Below are 17,367 nucleotides of genomic sequence, written 5' to 3' on the forward strand. Positions count from 1 at the left end.
TAATTACTATTGCAAGAGTGCCTATTGCCTAATTTTTTAGCTGTATTCTGGCTTGATATCTCGCAGCATCAGTTCATCTAGTGCTTGTTGTGGTGTAACATCACTTTGAATTAATCGATAAACTTGCTCGGTAATCGGGATGACTATATTTTGTTGCCTAGCTAGTTGTACTAATACCTGACAAGTGTTTACTCCTTCGGCGGTTCCTGGTAAATTAGCCAAAATTTCTGTCAGTGACTTACCACCAGCTAACTGATAGCCAACTTGGTAATTACGACTTAAAGGGCTGTTACAGGTGGCTAACAAATCTCCCAGACCAGATAAACCATAAAATGTTTCCGTCTTCGCTCCCCAGAAATTGCCAATGCGAACCATTTCTGTGAGTCCGCGAGTCACTAAAGCGGCTTTGGCGTTAGTTCCCAGATGTAAACCATCACAAACACCAGCTGCGATCGCCATGACGTTTTTGAGTGTGCCGCCCAATTCCACACCCACAGGATCAGGATTTGTATATACTCGAAACCTCTGGGAAGAAAAAGCCAGCTGCACCTTTTGGGCAGCAGTAGCGTCTTGACTGGCTACCACCGTAGCAGCTGGTAATGATTGTTGAATTTCTTGAGATAAATTTGGCCCAGACAGAACAACTACTGGATGATCAGGAAAAGTTGATTGCCAAATTTTTGAAGGTGTAAAGATAGTCTGTGGCTCTAAACCTTTGGTAGCAGTGACAAAAATGGTTGTGGGTGAAAGGGGGAAAGAATTGACTTGCGACGCGACTTCTCTTACCCCTTTCATCGAGATAGCAGACAGGACTATTTGGGCATCTTGTAAAACTGTTGCCAAAGTGTCAGCACCCTGCCGTGACCAAACACGCACCCGATGACCATTAGCTGCTGCTAAATTGGCTAAGGTTGCACCCCAAGCACCTGCACCTAAAATTGCGATGGTAGTTTCTTGCACCACTAATAAAAATTCAAAATTTAAAATTCAAAATACCCTACGGGTAGACTTACGCCTACAAAATTTAAAATTCAACAGATGCAGGACTCTTTTTCCGTGGATAACGCTGCATAAGTTCGCGCACTTGCTCGGCGTGGTAGGAACTTCTGGTTAACGGTGAGGAAACAACTTGTAAAAATCCTAGTTCTTCACCGTAAGCTTGCCAAGCCGCAAATTGTTCTGGAGTGATAAAATCATTGACTTGCAAGTGTTTTTGACTGGGTTGGAGATACTGCCCAATGGTCAAGATATCACAATCTACAGAGCGCAAGTCTTGCATAACTTGACGCACTTCCGCATCAGTTTCGCCGAGTCCTACCATAATCCCTGATTTGCTGTACAACCAAGGAGCAATTTGGCGGGTGAGTTTGAGTAATTCCAGTGTGCGATCGTAATTCCCTTGAGGCCTGACGCGCCGATACAGCCGTGGAACTGTTTCTGTATTGTGGTTTAGTACCTCTGGCGCGGCTTGGAGAATGATCTCTAAAGCATCCCAGTTACCACATAAATCAGGAATTAATACCTCGATTGTGGTTTGGGGTGAAACTGCACGCACGGCTGCAATGCACTGAACAAACTGAGAAGCACCACCATCAGGTAAATCATCTCGGTTGACAGAGGTAATTACCACATGATTTAGTCTCATACGACGTACAGCTTCTGCCAATCGTGCTGGTTCTGTGGGATCTAAAGCTTTGGGTTTTTTCTCAAAGTCAATATCACAATAAGGACAGGCACGAGTACAAGCTGGCCCCATAATCAAAAATGTAGCCGTACCAGCTTGGAAGCACTCACCAATGTTCGGACAGGAGGCTTCCTCACAAACCGTATTGAGTGCTAAATCCCGCAAAATTTCTTTTACATTACCGACGCGCTCCCATTGAGGGGCTTTTACTCGCAACCAGTCTGGTTTAACAGTCACAATCCGCTTTTACCAATGAAAGTTATACAAATCTAATCCTAGCAAGCAAATTCCTTGCTGAATTGATTTCACTATATCTATATATGTCTTAAACAGGGACAATCATCTTCCCTTGATTTGAGAAACTAGCCAAAAGCTGGTAGCGTCTAACAAAGGATGATATTTGTGTGGACGTGACAGATTGAAAACTCGTTCTAATTACTGGCAACTGCTGCCCTATATTAGACCCCAGTGGCAGAATATTACTAAGGGATTTGTCGGCATTTTGGGCTATGTGCTGGCGACGTTAACGCTAATTAATTTTGCTGGCAAGTTAGCAACACCCTTTGGTCAAGGTAATGTGATCGCGATCGCTCAATTAGCTGCCATCTTAGGCTTAGTGTTTCTTGTCCGGGGCTTTTTTCAGTCTGTGCAAGATATTTACATGGCTAAAGCCGCTTTAAGAGTCGCTTTCTATCTCCGTAAGCAAGTATACGCCCACCTGCAAAAGCTAGATTTAAGTTATTTTGAAACCGCCAAGGCTGGTGATTTATCTTACCGCCTCACCGAAGATATTGACCGCATTGGGGAAGTAATTAATAAACTATTTCATGACTTTCTACCCTGCGTTTTGCAGTTGATAGCCATCCCCATTTATATGATTTACCTGAACTGGCAACTCACCCTAGCCACGGTGATTGTTGCCCCGTTGATGGGTATTTTAATTGGTTGGTTTGGGGAACGCTTACGTAAATATTCCCTCAAAAGTCAAAATCGCGTATCTGATTTATCAGCGATTCTGACTGAGGTTTTCAGTGGTATTCGCCTAGTGAGGGCATTTGCGGCGGAAAATTATGAAATCGCTAGATTTAGCCATGAAGCAGAACGCAGTTTTCAAGCTAAATATTCAGCCGAACGCCTGAAAGCAGTACAAATTCCCATCATCGGATTTTTGGAAGCTTTGAGTGCTTTATCTTTAATTTTGGTGGGTGCATGGCAAATTCAGCAACAAAACTTAACCGTAGGGGAGTTTTTCAGTTACTTAGCCGCAGCCGGCTTATTAATTGATCCCATCGGTCATGTTACGAACAACTACAACGAATTTAAGCAAGGGGAAGCTTCCGTTGACCGGATTTTTGAGTTGATAGCAATCCAACCAACGGTGCTAGAACCAGCTAATGCCACGAATTTACCACCAGTGCAGGGTAAAGTCGAATATCGTCATATAACATTCGCTTACAAACCAGGGGAACCAGTTTTAAAAGATATTAGTTTGTTAGTGATGCCAGGGGAAGCGATCGCTCTTGTCGGTGCATCTGGTGCTGGTAAAACCACCTTTGTCAATCTTCTCCCCCGCTTTTATGATCCCGCAACTGGGCAAATATTAATTGATGGTGTAGATATTCGCCACGTCACCCTAGAGAGTTTGCGGCGACAAATTGGTATCGTTCCCCAAGAAACCATCATGTTTTCTGGGACTGTAGCTCAAAATATTGCCTTTGGACAAGACACTTATGATTTAGAAGCCGTTACAGCAGCCGCCAAAATTGCTAACGCCCATCAATTTATTAGCCAGCTACCAGAAGGTTATCAGACTTGGGTAGGTGAGAGGGGGGTAAATTTATCTGGTGGACAAAGACAAAGAATAGCGATCGCCCGTGCTGTGTTGCTGAACCCGCAAATTTTGATTTTAGATGAAGCCACATCAGCCTTAGATTCCGAATCAGAAGCCTTGGTACAGGAAGCATTAGAAAGACTGATGCAGCAACGGACAGTATTTATTATTGCCCACCGTTTAAGTACAGTCAGAAGATGCGATCGCATTTTAGTTTTAGAACGGGGACAAATCGTAGAATCAGGCACTCATGAAGAATTGTTAGCCCTAGAACGCCGTTATGCCAAGTTTTATGCTCAACAGTTTAGTCAATAAGCAAATAGGCAATAAGCAAATAGGCAATAGGCAATAGGCGATAGGCAATAGGCAATAGGCTATGGGCAATAGACACATGGGGCATGGGGGAGGACTTTTCCCTTTTCTGCCTGCCCTGCCTCATCAAATCACTTGAGCTTGCTTTTGCTGTTCTTGTAACCAACCTTCAAATAGCTCATTCAAGAGTCTGGCTTTCATGGGTTCATCTAGTTGTGCGGGGATGAATTTCTCCACTCGGACAATTACCAACCACTCAGCAATCCGAGCTGGGGGTGAAATTTGGCCTGGTTGACAACTGGTAAGTAGTTGTACCATCGCCGGATGAAGTGTATTTAGTTCCACAGGCCCCACTAACCCACCTGTTTGAGCTTCTGGCCCTTGGGAATATTTCTGCGCTACGTCTGCAAAAGACTGTTCTTTGGCTTGAATGCGAAAGTAGAGTTCTTGAGCTAGCCCTGCATCTTGAGTTCGCAGTAGAGAATAAATTACTTTATCTAATTTTCCCTTCAACTGAAAAAAATAAGATTCTAGTTTGTTACCCCAAGTGACTTGCTTAAATTTTTCTAGTTTTAATTTCCGAGTCATCATCTTATCTAATTGATCAGCACTCAGACCTTGCTGCGCCATCCATGCTTGAATATCAGCTGCTTGTGTCAACTGTCGTTCGGCGTAAAAACGCTGTTTAGCATGGGCGACTTCTTCAGGATTGCACTCTATGGGGGCTATGGCTTCATCAATAATTAGTTCACGTATCAATTGCGGGAGCAGTTGATAATTTGCCAGTAAGGGAAGGATTTCACTAGCTTGGATTGTGCGATCGCCGATTTGGAGCATTTCAGTCATGATCTGCTGGGTTTGGCACTCTTGGGTGATAGATGCTGAGTTAGCAGGCTTTTACAGCTTTAAGATTTTAATATCAATAATTTACTATTTATGTAAAGTTTTCTCTAAAACTATACGTCATTTTACCAATAGCCTCTACTCATACCCTAATTTGGCATTACCCAAGACCAATCATCACTTACTACTCAGCACTCTCAAATTAAAATGGGTGACCTGGGATTCGAACCCAGAACCAGCGGATTAAGAGTCCGATGCGCTACCGTTGCGCTAGTCACCCTTGAAAATATGCACGCCGATTTTCTTTATAGCATAAAAATTTGGTAATCGATGAATGGCAAGCTGATTTTCCAAATTTCTATGACATTGGTGGGGTTTTATCTGCCCAAATTGTCCAATCAAAGTAATTGAATTTAACTTACTGCAATTGTGCAATTATTACCAATGAATTAGGTAATAATTGAGACTTTCCCTGTATCAATATCATAAACAGCGCCAACGATTTTGAGCTTACCCTGACGCACTAATTTTGCTAAGATAGTGGACTTTTTTAGTAGTTTTTCTGCTTGATATTGAATATTGTCAATCACTCCTGCTTCATTAATATTCTTCGATGTGGATTTTACGTTTGCTAGGGCTGGTTTTATCTCTTCCACAACATAGCTAATCCTACCAGGAAGAGGTTTATTTTGGATTGCTGCCGCTACTGCACCGCATTGTCTATGACCTAAAACTACAATTAACTGCGAACCCAGCACCGATGTAGCATATTCTAGGCTACCGATCGCCATATCACTAGCAACATTCCCAGCGACTCGGACAACGAATAAATCCCCAAGTCCTTGATCAAAAATAATTTCCGCAGGTACTCTAGAATCTGCACAGCCTAATATAGTTGCAAAAGGATACTGCCCCTTAGCAACTGATTGCAGGCGTGTGCGTGATTGGTTAGGATATTTTGGCCGAAGTTGGCTAAATCTTTCATTACCATCGAGTAAGCGTTTTAAAGCTTGTTGAGGATTAACTGAATTAGAGTTAGGAGGATTAACATCAGCAATTGTAGTTTCTTGTTTGCCTGCAATTAGGCTACCACCAACAGTAGTAGTTACCACAGCCAAGCTTCCTCCACCTGCTAACCACAAGAAATTACGACGACCGATAAATCCATTGATGCGAGCCATTAACCTACCTGTCAACAAACTATTTTGTCGTTGACAGCAAGATATCAGAGTTTTAGAGGGTACAAGAGTACCTTTGTACACGGTTTAAGGGTGATTTAAGAATTAGGGAATAGGGAATGGGGAATGGGGAATGGGGAATAGTCCTAGGGTGTTGACTTTGTACCTTTTCAGAGGTTAAAAATTCATGTTTAATCCTTTCCTTCTTTAAGTAATGAGTAATAAGTAATAGGTATTTACTCATTACTCATTACTCATTACTCATTTGATGACACCAAAACTGTATGAATAAAAAAATGAGTAAATCTCATCAAAGTCAACAGCCTAGAATAGTCTTCCCCTACACCCCTGCTTCCTAATGATCTTTCCCCGCACCCAGGTACAGTTCACCCACCTTGGGATTAGTTAACAATTCTTGTCCAGGGCCGGATATGGCATCGCGTCCAGATTCTAAAACATAACCACGATCAGCCATTTCCAAGGCTTTTCGGGCATTCTGTTCTACCAGTACAATTGCTGTACCCCCTTGATTCACTTGTTTAATCTGGTCAAATACTTGTGTTACCAAAATTGGGGATAAGGCCGCTGAGGGTTCATCTAATAACAATAAACTGGGTTCTAACATCAAAGCTTTACCCATCGCTAACATCTGACGTTCTCCGCCAGAGAGAGTCCCAGCACGTTGACGACGGCGATCGCTTAATCTAGGAAACATGGCAAATATTTTATCTTTGAGGGGTTTGACGCTATCATTACGGATAAAAGCCCCCATTTCTAAATTTTCTTCCACACTCAACGATGGAAAGACATTCGCAATTTGTGGTACATAGCACATTCCCCTGCGGACAATTTGATTGGACTTTAAACCTGCAATATTCTCACCCTTGAAGGTAATTGTGCCTGTATGGGGAGTCAACAAGCCAAAAATAGTTTTCGCCAAGGTTGATTTACCTGCACCGTTGGGGCCAATCACTGTCACTAATTCCCCTGCTGCGACTCGAAAATTCACGCCTTGGAGGATATCGACATCTTTAATGTATCCGGCGTGGACGTTTTGGACTTCTAGCAGAGGAGCAGAATTGTGTGCTGAACCTGACATATCATCCTTACAATCAAACTAAGTATAGTGATTCAACTATACATAGTTATAGCGTTCAGGTTCATTACTACTAGGACTTACGCGACCGACACATTCGTAAGGTGCGTCAGATGCCCAAAATTTTTTGAGAATAACGAGAAACTTAAACCTGACGCACCCTACAACATAGTTTGAGTGTGACACCTGTTTAAGTCCTAACTACTTGAAAAAAATCTCATATGGTAAAAAGAACCGCTTGAGAAATGGGCTAGGTAATATAGGAAGTTGTGAGTTATAGCTGACAATCGCCTGTTTTTTTCTCTCCTTAACAGAACCAATTGCTAATCGGTAAGCATTGGTGATATCTGCCAATTTTATCTTTAGAGACAGTGGATTTTGCCAAAAAAACCAAACTGGATACTGTAATAGATCGACATGGAGTCCTGATACTGCGATCGCTTCCTTCACTAAACTGTAAGTAGCTTCATGATCATTATGAACATCTTTTCTGTGGGGTACGTAAACCTCCTCTGGTTTAAATGAATGTAGCAGTTGAACTAACTGATCAATTATCTGTTGGCGTTGATGATGCGGCAGATTTTGCAAAGAGCCATCTATTTGGTTAAGAAAGTGAATGTGCAGATCTGTAATTCCTAGGATGTTTAGGGCATTTACAGCTTCTTCCTGGCGAATATCTGTGATTTTTTCCGATGTAAACCCATGAGAAATACCATATCTGCCATCAGTCATAAATACCACCTCTACAGGTATTCCTAGTGACCGTTTGAGGGCAATTAAACCGCCACAGCCTAAAGTTTCATCATCTTGATGGGGTGCAAAAACAATTGCGGATTTATGACTCACTGCTAAGGGCTGACTTCTAAAATACAAAATCCAATAATATAGGATATTAGTATTTAGTAAGCGAAGTTGAGTACCTAAAAAATATCGGAACTTACTGACATTTTTTTTATTTTTCATATCCTGTAATTATTGGTTTGGATTTTTTCTCTCACACAGATGCACAGAGAAGAGAACATACAGAAGGACTTTTACTTTCAAGAAACAAGGCAGTCCCCATGAAGCAAGTTTCACAGTCAAACATGAAAGATGTCTTTCTCCCCCTGCCTCCCCTGCTATCCCTGCTCCCCCTGCTCTTTCAAGTCAGGAGGGAAGAGAGGTGTAGGGGAAGATATAGCTTGTTTCCCTATTCCCTATTCCCTATGTACTGCCTATTAGGCTGGAGATTTGATATTTCTATAAATGTTTTGCAACGCTAAATATAGCTTTCCCTTCATAGTAATCCCTCTGCTACAGTTGAAATTATTGACGACTTCTCCACCAAATTTCTGTTTAAACTCATTAATTCTGAGTTTCTCTTCATCTGTATTTCCTATATACCATCCTCCAAAATCGTAAACAGGTATTCCTTGCTTTTTAAATCTTAAAATATCCTGCCAATGATGGTAGCGATTGGCTCTACCTAATAGTGATTGAAAAGAGCTATCATTTTTGTTTTTAATTGATGCAGAATGCAAAAGAAAACTGCGGTTTTTGTTACGATAGTGAGCGTGCCAGACTAGAGAAGTACCATCTTCTAATTTGATGCGAGATAGATCAACCAAACCAACATCTGCAAGATTATTTAGTTGTAGTCTATTAAGTTTTGTTAAGCCTTTTTGCAAGGCAAATGTATCATAAAAATCAGCAAACTCATTGAGTGTGTCGGTGTTTATATCTTCCCACGATTCATAAATAATGCCATCTTTCTGTTCTGCTCGCCTAATCTTATATCTATCATTACTACTGAGACTTCCCCACAATTCATCATGGTTTTTGGTGAGGTCTATTAGTCTTGTGTAAACTTCTTGAACCTGAGTATCTTGAATTGGCTGTGACCGATGCCAATAATACAGTACATCTATATGAGAAAGTTTATCTGGTTCTTCATCAAACCAGACTTCACCAATTGAAAACATCAATTTCTTTTTGACGATGACCATAGCTTATTACCTCAACTTGATTAAGTTACCTAACATCATGTCCGTCTACTCTGTCCAATTGGGGGTAGGAAGATATGAGAGCAAAGCTAATGACTAATGAATGAAAATTACATTAGTTATTGAGTTAACGAATTTGTAAATCCGCACTAGCTTCTTTTGGTAAATTCTCTGAACTAAAATACTCTTGGGCATGATAAAAATAGCTGCCAAATTCATTTTGCTCAATTAGCCCATTCACGACTAAACCTAAAACATTGTGACCGCATCGTTCTAACATTTCTTGCACAGTATCAGCACTGCTGTTATCAATAACCCCAGGACGAGCTACTAGCAAAATGCCATCAGACATTTGACTTAAAGTCAGTGCATCAGCTGCTAGGAGTAAAGGGGGAGAATCAATAATGACAACATCATATTGATCAGAAAAATCCTGAATAAGTAATGCCATCCGCTTCGAGTCAAGTAAAGCTAGCGGATTGGGTGGTCTAACTCCAGCAGTTAGTACATCAAGATAATGCGTTACTTGAGATACGGTTTCGTTGAATTGAGACTGACCCACCAATACATCACTCAACCCAGATGTATGACTGAGTTCCCAAATTTTGTGCTGAGAAGGCACTCGCATATCTGCATCAATTAGTAACACTTTACGTCCCATTTGCGAGATTGCTAAGGCCAAATTAGCCGAAACTGAGGATTTACCTTCTTTGGGAACCGAGCTAGTTACGACTATAGTTTTTAATTCTTTATCTGAACTTAGGAATTTCAGATTTGCTTGCAGCATTCGATACATTTCACTTGTTAAAGAGTAAGGCCTATCTCTAACAGCAATGGACGGAGTTATTGATTCTGTATCTTGGAGATAGAAACTCATAGTTTTGTGAGATACCGGAGAGGTGGGGATGATTCCCAACAAGGTATATTCAAATACTTGTCTAATCTCCTGGAGAGTTTTAAGAGACCGATCTCTCATTTCTAGAAGTAGAACAGTTGTAGTTGATAGAAAAGCACCAAACATGACACTGAGTACAACTACAATAATTTTTTTCTTTAAGACTGGTTCTTCTGGAACTAAAGCCTGAGAAATAATGCGAGCGTTGGCTGTATTTTTATGTTCCGCTACCTGTAGTTCTTGAGTTTTTCGGAGTAGATTTTGATATGTAGATTGAGCGACTTCTAGTGTCCTTTGTAACTCACGCAGAGTTTGTTCTAATTGAGGCATCTTTTGCATACGCTGTTCATAGGTAGCACGAGAATTAGATAGAGAAGTTAGTCTTTGTGCTAATCCCAAACGCTGCACTTCCGATCGCAGAAAATCTGTAATTAGTCCTTGTTGAAGTTCGCCAATTTGCAATAGTTTTGGGGAAACTGTGGTGCGCTTGCCCAGTGTTTGGTTAATTTGCTGTTGTAGCAGGGTTTTTAAGTTGCTTTTTCTCGCTTCTAGGTTAACAATTGTCGGATGGGCTTCTGAGAACCGACTACGCTCCGTTGCTAACTGTCGCTCTATATCTTGGTATTGTGTCAAAGCTCCCTGTACAGCAGGCGATTGGCTCAGGGTACTCATGGCGATCGCTTGCGGGGAATCCAAACCTACTTTTTTGCGGAGTTCATTGCTTTGCGCTGTGATCTCGTTGAGTGACGCTTTGACGGTGTTAATCTCTGTGTCTAATCCCCCAATAATGGTGACAGCTGACCTTGCCTCTTCTGTGAGGTCTACAATGTTATTTTGCTGCTTAAATTTGCGTAGCGCCACTTCGGCGGTGCTTACAGCTGCTTGAGTTTGAGGCAACTGCCTAGCCATAAATCGCCGCGTTGCTTCTACCTCAGTGCGATTTGTCAGAATGTCATTTTCTAAATAAACATTCATAACACTATTAACTACGGCTGCGGCTTCTTCAGGATTACGACTTTTATAAGTAATCTGCAATACATCTGTGCCGCCAACAATTTTCAGATCCAAGTTTTTTGCTAATGCCTTAACCGTTAAAGGTTTACCTTGGTTGTTTTTGAGTTTGAGTGCGTCTATTGTCCGTTGCAACAAAGGATAGGAAGTGATCACTTCTACTTCGGTACTAATCGGATTTTGTGTTGATACAAGAGCTCTCAAACCTCTAAATTCTCCTTCCGAGCTATTAGGTAAGAGATTAGAACCAACGATGTTAAAAGCAGGAATGCGGAATAAGAGTTTTCCGGCTGCTTCGTATGATGGCTTCATCAAGGTGGTTGCAAAAACTCCAAAGCCTGCTGTGGCGAAAAATATGCCTACAGTTAGTATCCATCGCCTTTTTAGCATCAATAGATAGCGGTGGAAATCTAGGTCAATTGCCTCTCTAGATTTAATAGTTGAATCAACTTCTAATGTTTTAGCTTTCATAATTTATTTTTCTCAAAGTTGAAAAATTACTAACGCTTAGGCGCTTGATCAAAAGCACGGGCAATGGCATTCCATGCCAACTTGCGGTTCATATCTGCGTCAAATGGTAGAGGACGTACTGGTAATCTATCTGGCCTAGGACGAAATTCTGACAGCCATGTATAGCGATCGCTCAACCCCCAAGTGAGTACAGCAATGACAGCTGGTTCATCGAGGACGGTGGAGAGAAAATCTTCATAGGCTGCGGCAATGATGCGATCGCGCTCCTGAATATTCACTGGTAATGTTCTATCTTTGACATCCATCTCCGTAATGAGAATTTTCAAACCCATATCAGCTACATCACTGAGAAATTTACGGAGTTTGCGGGGATGAAAACGATTGTCACCGCCTGATAAATGCGCTTGAGTTCCCAAAGCATGAATTGGTGTCCCCTGAGACTTTAACCGTTCTAATAGCTTCAGTACAGCAGTTCTTTTTGCTTCATCTTCAGGGGTATCATAATCAAGTCCATAGTCGTTGTAGACTAATAACGCTTTGGGGTCAGCCTCAGCAGCCACACGAAATGCTAAATCAATATAGTTTTCCCCTAAAAGCTGCCACCAAGGCGTGTTTCGCAAACCACGAGGCTTACCATCATCAATTTCAATGGCTTCATTGACCACATCCCAAGAGTGCATCTGTCCTGCATAATGCCTGACAACAGTTTGAATATGCTTAGTCAAAAACTGCTCGGCATTTTGGCGATTGACAGTTTCTCCAAACCAGGGTGGTAAAGACTCATGCCAGACTAAGGTGTGTCCTCGCACCTGCATCTTGTGAGTACGGCTGAATTTGACCATCCGATCCGCCGCACTAAAATCAAAGGTATCTGGCGTAGGGCGGAGGGGCTTATTACCAACGTGCCACTTGAGTTCCCATTCTGGAACTATCATGCCACACTCTTGAGCAATCACAGCCGCAAGTTTTTGGTTAGAGAAGAGGTTGTGGTAGCGAATCGCGACTCCATAAATTAACCCCTTAGCAGCAGCTCGCTGCTTTAGAGAAGCTCCCCCAACAACCTTAAAGTCTCTGTTGGCAGTCTCAATCGCTTGCGTCTGGTTATTCCAGGACATGACTTGATTTTTAAACAAAGCACCTATGCTGGCTAAAGTTCCCAAACCCAACCACAAAGTACGTCTTCTCGACATTAAACGTTTGTACATTGAGAACACCACATTTTCACTGCAAGCTGAACAAACCTAAGCGTTGTTTTAACACCAGCCAGATAAACAGAGGATTACCGAGGATATAACGTTTCCACAAACGTTTAGGCTCCACAATTAGCCGAAATAACCACTCCAATCCCATTTTCTGCATCCAGATAGGCGCTCTTTTCACCATGTGGGCAACCAACTCAAAGCTGACTCCAATCCCCACAGAAATAGGCACTCCTAGCTGTTGATAATGAGCAGCTATCCACTTTTCTTGTTTAGGCGCACCCAAGCCTACAAACAAAAGATCAGGATGAGCAGCTTTGATTTTGGAGTTAATTACTTCTAATTCCGCTATTTGAGACTCAAAATTATAGGGGGGACAATGTGTCCCTACAATCTTTAAAGATGGATATCTAGATTTGAGAATTTTCTTGGCCTTCTCTGCTGCTCCTGGACGACCTCCTAACAAAAACACCTTAAGTCCTGTTTCTGAAGCCACAGCACAAAGCTTTTCAAATAGGTCTGTACCATTGACTCGACCATTAAGAGGAGTGTTTAAAAATTTAGCAGCCCACAGAAGTGACACCCCATCTGGGACGACGAAAAAAGCCCGACGATAAATTTCACGAAAATCAGCATCCTTGGTTAAGGTCAGAATGTGCATGGCGTTGGGAGTTACTACATATTCTGGCTTTTTACTTGCAAGTGCATGGTCTACAATGCGTTCGACAACTTCATCAAAACTGTATGGGTCAATTTTGACACCACAAATGTTAACTCTCTCCAGAAAAACGGGTGTAGAAATGTCTGGTTTAAGGGGTATAAGGGAGGTAAAAGGATCTTTTTTATTCATAGCGAAGAGGTTAAATATTATTGACTTCCCTGTAGTGGGACGCTCAAAACTTTAAACACTGTGAATGTTTTTGTACTCTTCGTAACGCCTCCCGGCTAGACCTGATAACATTCCGACACCTTTGCAAATTTGTAGTAAGGCTTGGATAAATAGATGTCTACTCAACAGCAGAGATGGCAGAAAGCTAAATATTCCTAAAATAATTCTTCCCATTCCTGTAATTATCCGTTTAGGTAAAACTTGGATTAAGGGATAAAACTCTTTTTCACACACACCCTGAGAAATGTAACAGCGATAACCCCGCTTGAGAATCCACTGGACATTTGTACGACTTTTGGGAACCCATTCATAGGCGACTGCCTCATCTGCCCATACCATTTTGTAGCCTGCACGGTAAATACCCATAAAAAAGTGAGTATCTTCACCACCTGTTAAGGCAAAGCGTTCGTCGAACATTTTATTCATTGCCTGCAATACCTGGAAACGAATGAGGACGTTCCCAGCAAAAGCAACTTTCAACAGATAGCCTGTGGGGTAACGTTGCGGCTCAAAAAATCTACCTTGGACCACCCAATTAGGAACCTCTTGATCTGGAAAGTAAGGCAACACAGGCCCAGCTACCACATCTGCATCATATGTTTGCTGTACAGATAAAAGCTTTTCTAACCAGTTAGATTCAGGCACTTCATCATCATCAATGAATGCCAAGAAGTCTGCATGATCAGATACAGATGCTATAGCTTTGTTGCGAGCATAAGAAATACCTTGTTGTGGTTCAGTACAATACTTTAGCTGCCATTTAAAATACGGCTGGAGTTGTTCACAAAAGGCTTGAGCAGATTTACTAGCATCATTATCAACAATAATCACCTCTATATTGGGCGTTTCTATTTCCATAAAGGTAAGTTGATTAAGACCTACCATTAAGCGTTTTAAGCCTTCGGGTCGTTTATAAGTGGCAACACATATAGCAATCAACATATTTTGACCTCAGATGCCAATGTTAGCTTGTTCTATCTATGGATTAGGAAGCGATATAGCGGATTTTTTTAGTAGCCAATCTATAGTTTTGGGGCGAGTGCGAGAATTGAGTAGCCACGCGATCGCAGGTTGTGCTAGAGGTTTAGGCATTACTCCTACCCAAATAAACCAGGCACTGAAAATTAGCTTTTTTTTCCAGGGGAACTTTGTATATTTCCAAATTGCCCAGTATCCTTTTGTAGCCAAATCTAAGGGAACATCATCAGGACATGGATGATTTTGCCAGTCTAGGCGTAAAGAAGCCAGTCGTTCTTTTAAATGGATATAATCACGCGAACCCAACTGGTGGGTAATTTTATATCCTTGTTCAGTAGCTTTCGTTGTTAAAAATTGATACTTCTGTAAGTCGTGCTGAATTGACTTACGTAGTCTCTCTACTGGGATTGCTTCGCCAGAGATAGCCCAAAAATTACTGCCATGTATGCGATTAATACCTAAAGGTTGATCTATGGAGACTACTTGTCCATAAAACGGGGCTAGGGTTACTAGATAACCATCAGCACAGATGCGAAATTCAGCTTCTGGAATCGGCAGAACTTGAGTTAAAGTCGAGCGACTAAAGGCATTACCACTGGTAATTGTAGTGTTGTATTGCCCACTTTCTAGCAAAATTGGCAAAACTTCTTCCGAATCAAAGGGTAATTCAGCAGGTGGATGAAGACATAAAAATTTCCCCACCCCATCAACCATTTTCAGACGATATTGTACTTTGGCTACATTAGGCTGCCAAACAGCAACCACCTGCTCAACGGTATTGGGTAATAAGTAATCATCTGCATCCAAGAAGATAACAATTTCTCCTCGGCTAATAATAAAACCTGCGTTGAGTGCTGATGCTTGCCCACCATTTTGTTTGAGTAAGGGCGAAATGCGATCGCCGTAGCTAGCGATAACTTGCTGGGAGTCGTCCGTGGAACCGTCATCTACTACAATCACTTCAGTATTGGGGTAAGTCTGATTCAGGGCGCTATCAATGGCCTGTGATAGATATCGACCATAGTTATAGTTATTGATAATAATGCTGACAGTTAAAGTCATTGGATTAACTCGTCAACCCCTTTGGATAATTCAAAATTAAAAATTACAATCCCCATATTTGGAAGTAGGGGCTTGTTGCTGCACCTAACTAAGAAACCTTGTTAAGTATTAATCCTGTGCAAAGCTAAATTATTAACTAAAGGCTTGCCATCAAAGTATTCCGGTATAGGTAAACCCATCAATTTCAAAATGGTTGCGGGTAAGTCTACGATGTCACCTTGTGGCAAGTGTGAGCCAGGAGTAATACCAGGGCCTTTCATCATCAGAAATCCTCTCTCCCAGTGGGAACCAGATCGGTAGTAAATCACAGGGCCAATCCGACCAAAGTCGGGGCTGTCTATGACATCGGTCATTTGCTCTTGCCACACAACGATTAAATCTGAATTTGGCAGTCTAGGATCATCTTCGGTAGCATATCGACGTGTGCGAACAACTTTTTTGACGATAGGCTTACCTGTGCGAGCATCTTGCAAACGATAGAGAATTTGTGTCAATTCATCGCAAATTGTTTCGTATTCAGAACTCGTCACTATTCCGTCTCGTTCTCTTCCTTTCAGGTTGATGCGGATGTGTCCATCGGCAAAGGCAGGTAGAGCAAAAGCTTTCATTTGCGGCCACAGGGGTTGAAACCACATACTTGGCATCCAGCCCATAGGCTTTTCTAAGGCTTCTTGTGAGTATGGAGAGCGTAAACCATGCTGATTGGATTTGAGGAAATTTTTATGTGTCCAGGTTTTGATTAACTTTTTCACCGGATTAGGTTCATGCAAATTTACCCAAACATTCCCCGGCCAGGAGTTTCTCACGGGTTTGGTAATGACGGGTGGAGGTGTACATCCTAGTTTTCCGGCGATTGCTACTTTTCCAGGAAAGCTATATCGATAAAGCACTTCTGGTAAGAATGTCTGACTTAACAAATCGCTGTAGTTGAGTCCCATCCCATGAGGTGAGAAACATAAGATATAAGCATGATCAGCAACTTCAGATAGAATTTCGCCAATAGCTCTATCTATCTGTTTATAAGTCTCCAACACAGGGTCAACATCGTTTTTCTCCCTAGGCACATGATGATATAGCGGGTGTTCTGGATCGCTAAAAGCGTATAGATCATGCCCAACTGTGTGGGGTTCATTAAAATTGGTCAAAAATAGATCCCAGGATTCCCGACGCAATAAATCTCTACAGATGGCAGTACGATTGGCAATACTTTGTTGGAGGGCTTGTTTCTCCCAGTTGATGTACTTTTTATCCCACCACATACCTGTATCGTTGAACAGAATAGGGTTGTTACCATATTTTTCAGTGATTTGTGAGAACAGTTGCGGCGGATGGGAAGCACTTTCTGTGTATGGAAAGGTTCCTCCCCAGCCTAAAATTTGCACGCCATTGACGCGATCGCACAAATGGGCATAGGGTTGATCGAACACTGCTATCTTGTATTGTTCTCCCAAAGCATAGAAGGGTGGATAATCGTGATAGCTACTGCCGCTATCAGCTAGGTCACAGGAAATATCATAGCGATCGGGGTAATATTTGATAATATCCCAATATCCGGTTTTATCTGCTCGACACCCACTGATAAATGCCGGCCATAATATTTCAGTTGATGCTACTGGCTCTGGCCTTCCACAATAATTAACCGTGTTATGCAAACGACCATATCCGCCTTCTTGTTGGAGTTTGCGAAAGTTTGGCAGATGTCCTTCATTTATCCATTTTTCTATCAATAAGGCATCAGCAGCATCTAAACCAATGGCGATTACAGGGGTTTTATTCAGCATATTTTTGTTAAACATAAATAATCAAAATCTGTGTTGTTCTTAATAAACAATAAAATTGCGGCTAGATTTACATTCACTAAATTATTTTTTGTTGCATAATTGCGAGATGATTTATTGGGCTACGCTAATGCACAGAGTACAAGTAATTTGAAATT

General features: G+C 41.7%; 14 protein-coding genes and 1 tRNA gene. 1 reads left to right on the forward strand and 14 read right to left on the reverse strand.

The genetic code is table 11. The annotated features are described in order from the left end of the window. Positions 1-36 precede the first annotated feature (36 nt). Entirely contained in the window at positions 37-960 is a 924-nt protein-coding gene (locus NOS7524_RS01625; protein WP_041555494.1) for an NAD(P)H-dependent glycerol-3-phosphate dehydrogenase, read from the reverse strand. A gap of 64 nt (positions 961-1,024) precedes the next feature. Then, the gene (gene lipA, locus NOS7524_RS01630; RefSeq protein WP_015136710.1) at positions 1,025-1,921 is read right to left on the reverse strand and encodes a lipoyl synthase; all 897 of its coding nucleotides are present in this window, start codon (positions 1,919-1,921) and stop codon (positions 1,025-1,027) included. A 181-nt stretch (positions 1,922-2,102) separates the two neighbouring features. Between lipA and NOS7524_RS01635 the strand changes: the two genes are divergently transcribed. Beyond that, positions 2,103-3,830: an ABC transporter ATP-binding protein gene (locus tag NOS7524_RS01635; RefSeq protein WP_041555075.1), complete on the forward strand. Its 1,728-nt coding sequence runs from the start codon at positions 2,103-2,105 to the stop codon at positions 3,828-3,830. Between the two features lie 123 nt (positions 3,831-3,953). On the opposite strand, the gene NOS7524_RS01640 is transcribed toward NOS7524_RS01635, so the two are convergent. From NOS7524_RS01640 to NOS7524_RS01695, 12 genes are all read right to left on the reverse strand, one after another. Then, the gene (locus NOS7524_RS01640; RefSeq protein WP_015136712.1) at positions 3,954-4,673 is read right to left on the reverse strand and encodes a peptidylprolyl isomerase; all 720 of its coding nucleotides are present in this window, start codon (positions 4,671-4,673) and stop codon (positions 3,954-3,956) included. Positions 4,674-4,878: 205 nt separating this feature from the next. Then, positions 4,879-4,950: transfer RNA gene (locus NOS7524_RS01645), tRNA-Lys, on the reverse strand. 169 nt (positions 4,951-5,119) lie between these two features. Next, positions 5,120-5,851, reverse strand: coding sequence for a carbonic anhydrase (locus NOS7524_RS01650; protein ID WP_015136713.1), 732 nt, complete (start codon positions 5,849-5,851; stop codon positions 5,120-5,122). Between the two features lie 352 nt (positions 5,852-6,203). Continuing rightward, positions 6,204-6,947, reverse strand: coding sequence for an ABC transporter ATP-binding protein (locus NOS7524_RS01655; protein ID WP_015136714.1), 744 nt, complete (start codon positions 6,945-6,947; stop codon positions 6,204-6,206). A 198-nt stretch (positions 6,948-7,145) separates the two neighbouring features. After that, positions 7,146-7,790, reverse strand: coding sequence for a PIG-L deacetylase family protein (locus NOS7524_RS01660; protein WP_235622385.1), 645 nt, complete (start codon positions 7,788-7,790; stop codon positions 7,146-7,148). 371 nt (positions 7,791-8,161) lie between these two features. Next, positions 8,162-8,929 (reverse strand): hypothetical protein, encoded by a 768-nt coding sequence (locus NOS7524_RS01665; protein ID WP_015136716.1) that lies wholly within the window; start codon positions 8,927-8,929, stop codon positions 8,162-8,164. A 124-nt stretch (positions 8,930-9,053) separates the two neighbouring features. Beyond that, positions 9,054-11,303 (reverse strand): GumC family protein, encoded by a 2,250-nt coding sequence (locus NOS7524_RS01670; protein ID WP_015136717.1) that lies wholly within the window; start codon positions 11,301-11,303, stop codon positions 9,054-9,056. A 29-nt stretch (positions 11,304-11,332) separates the two neighbouring features. After that, entirely contained in the window at positions 11,333-12,508 is a 1,176-nt protein-coding gene (locus tag NOS7524_RS01675) for an endo-1,4-beta-xylanase (protein WP_015136718.1), read from the reverse strand. 16 nt (positions 12,509-12,524) lie between these two features. Next, entirely contained in the window at positions 12,525-13,352 is an 828-nt protein-coding gene (locus tag NOS7524_RS01680; RefSeq protein WP_015136719.1) for a WecB/TagA/CpsF family glycosyltransferase, read from the reverse strand. Positions 13,353-13,403: 51 nt separating this feature from the next. Further along, positions 13,404-14,333 carry a glycosyltransferase family 2 protein gene (locus tag NOS7524_RS01685; RefSeq protein ID WP_015136720.1) on the reverse strand — a complete coding sequence of 310 codons (930 nt, stop codon included), beginning with the start codon at positions 14,331-14,333 and terminating at the stop codon, positions 13,404-13,406. Positions 14,334-14,369: 36 nt separating this feature from the next. Continuing rightward, positions 14,370-15,431: a glycosyltransferase family 2 protein gene (locus tag NOS7524_RS01690; protein WP_015136721.1), complete on the reverse strand. Its 1,062-nt coding sequence runs from the start codon at positions 15,429-15,431 to the stop codon at positions 14,370-14,372. Between the two features lie 101 nt (positions 15,432-15,532). Next, a complete protein-coding gene (locus NOS7524_RS01695) occupies positions 15,533-17,212 on the reverse strand; it encodes an alkaline phosphatase family protein (protein WP_144050829.1) in 1,680 nt (559 codons plus the stop codon). Between the last annotated feature and the right edge of the window lie 155 nt (positions 17,213-17,367).

Source organism: Nostoc sp. PCC 7524 (assembly GCF_000316645.1).
GTDB lineage: Bacteria > Cyanobacteriota > Cyanobacteriia > Cyanobacteriales > Nostocaceae > Trichormus.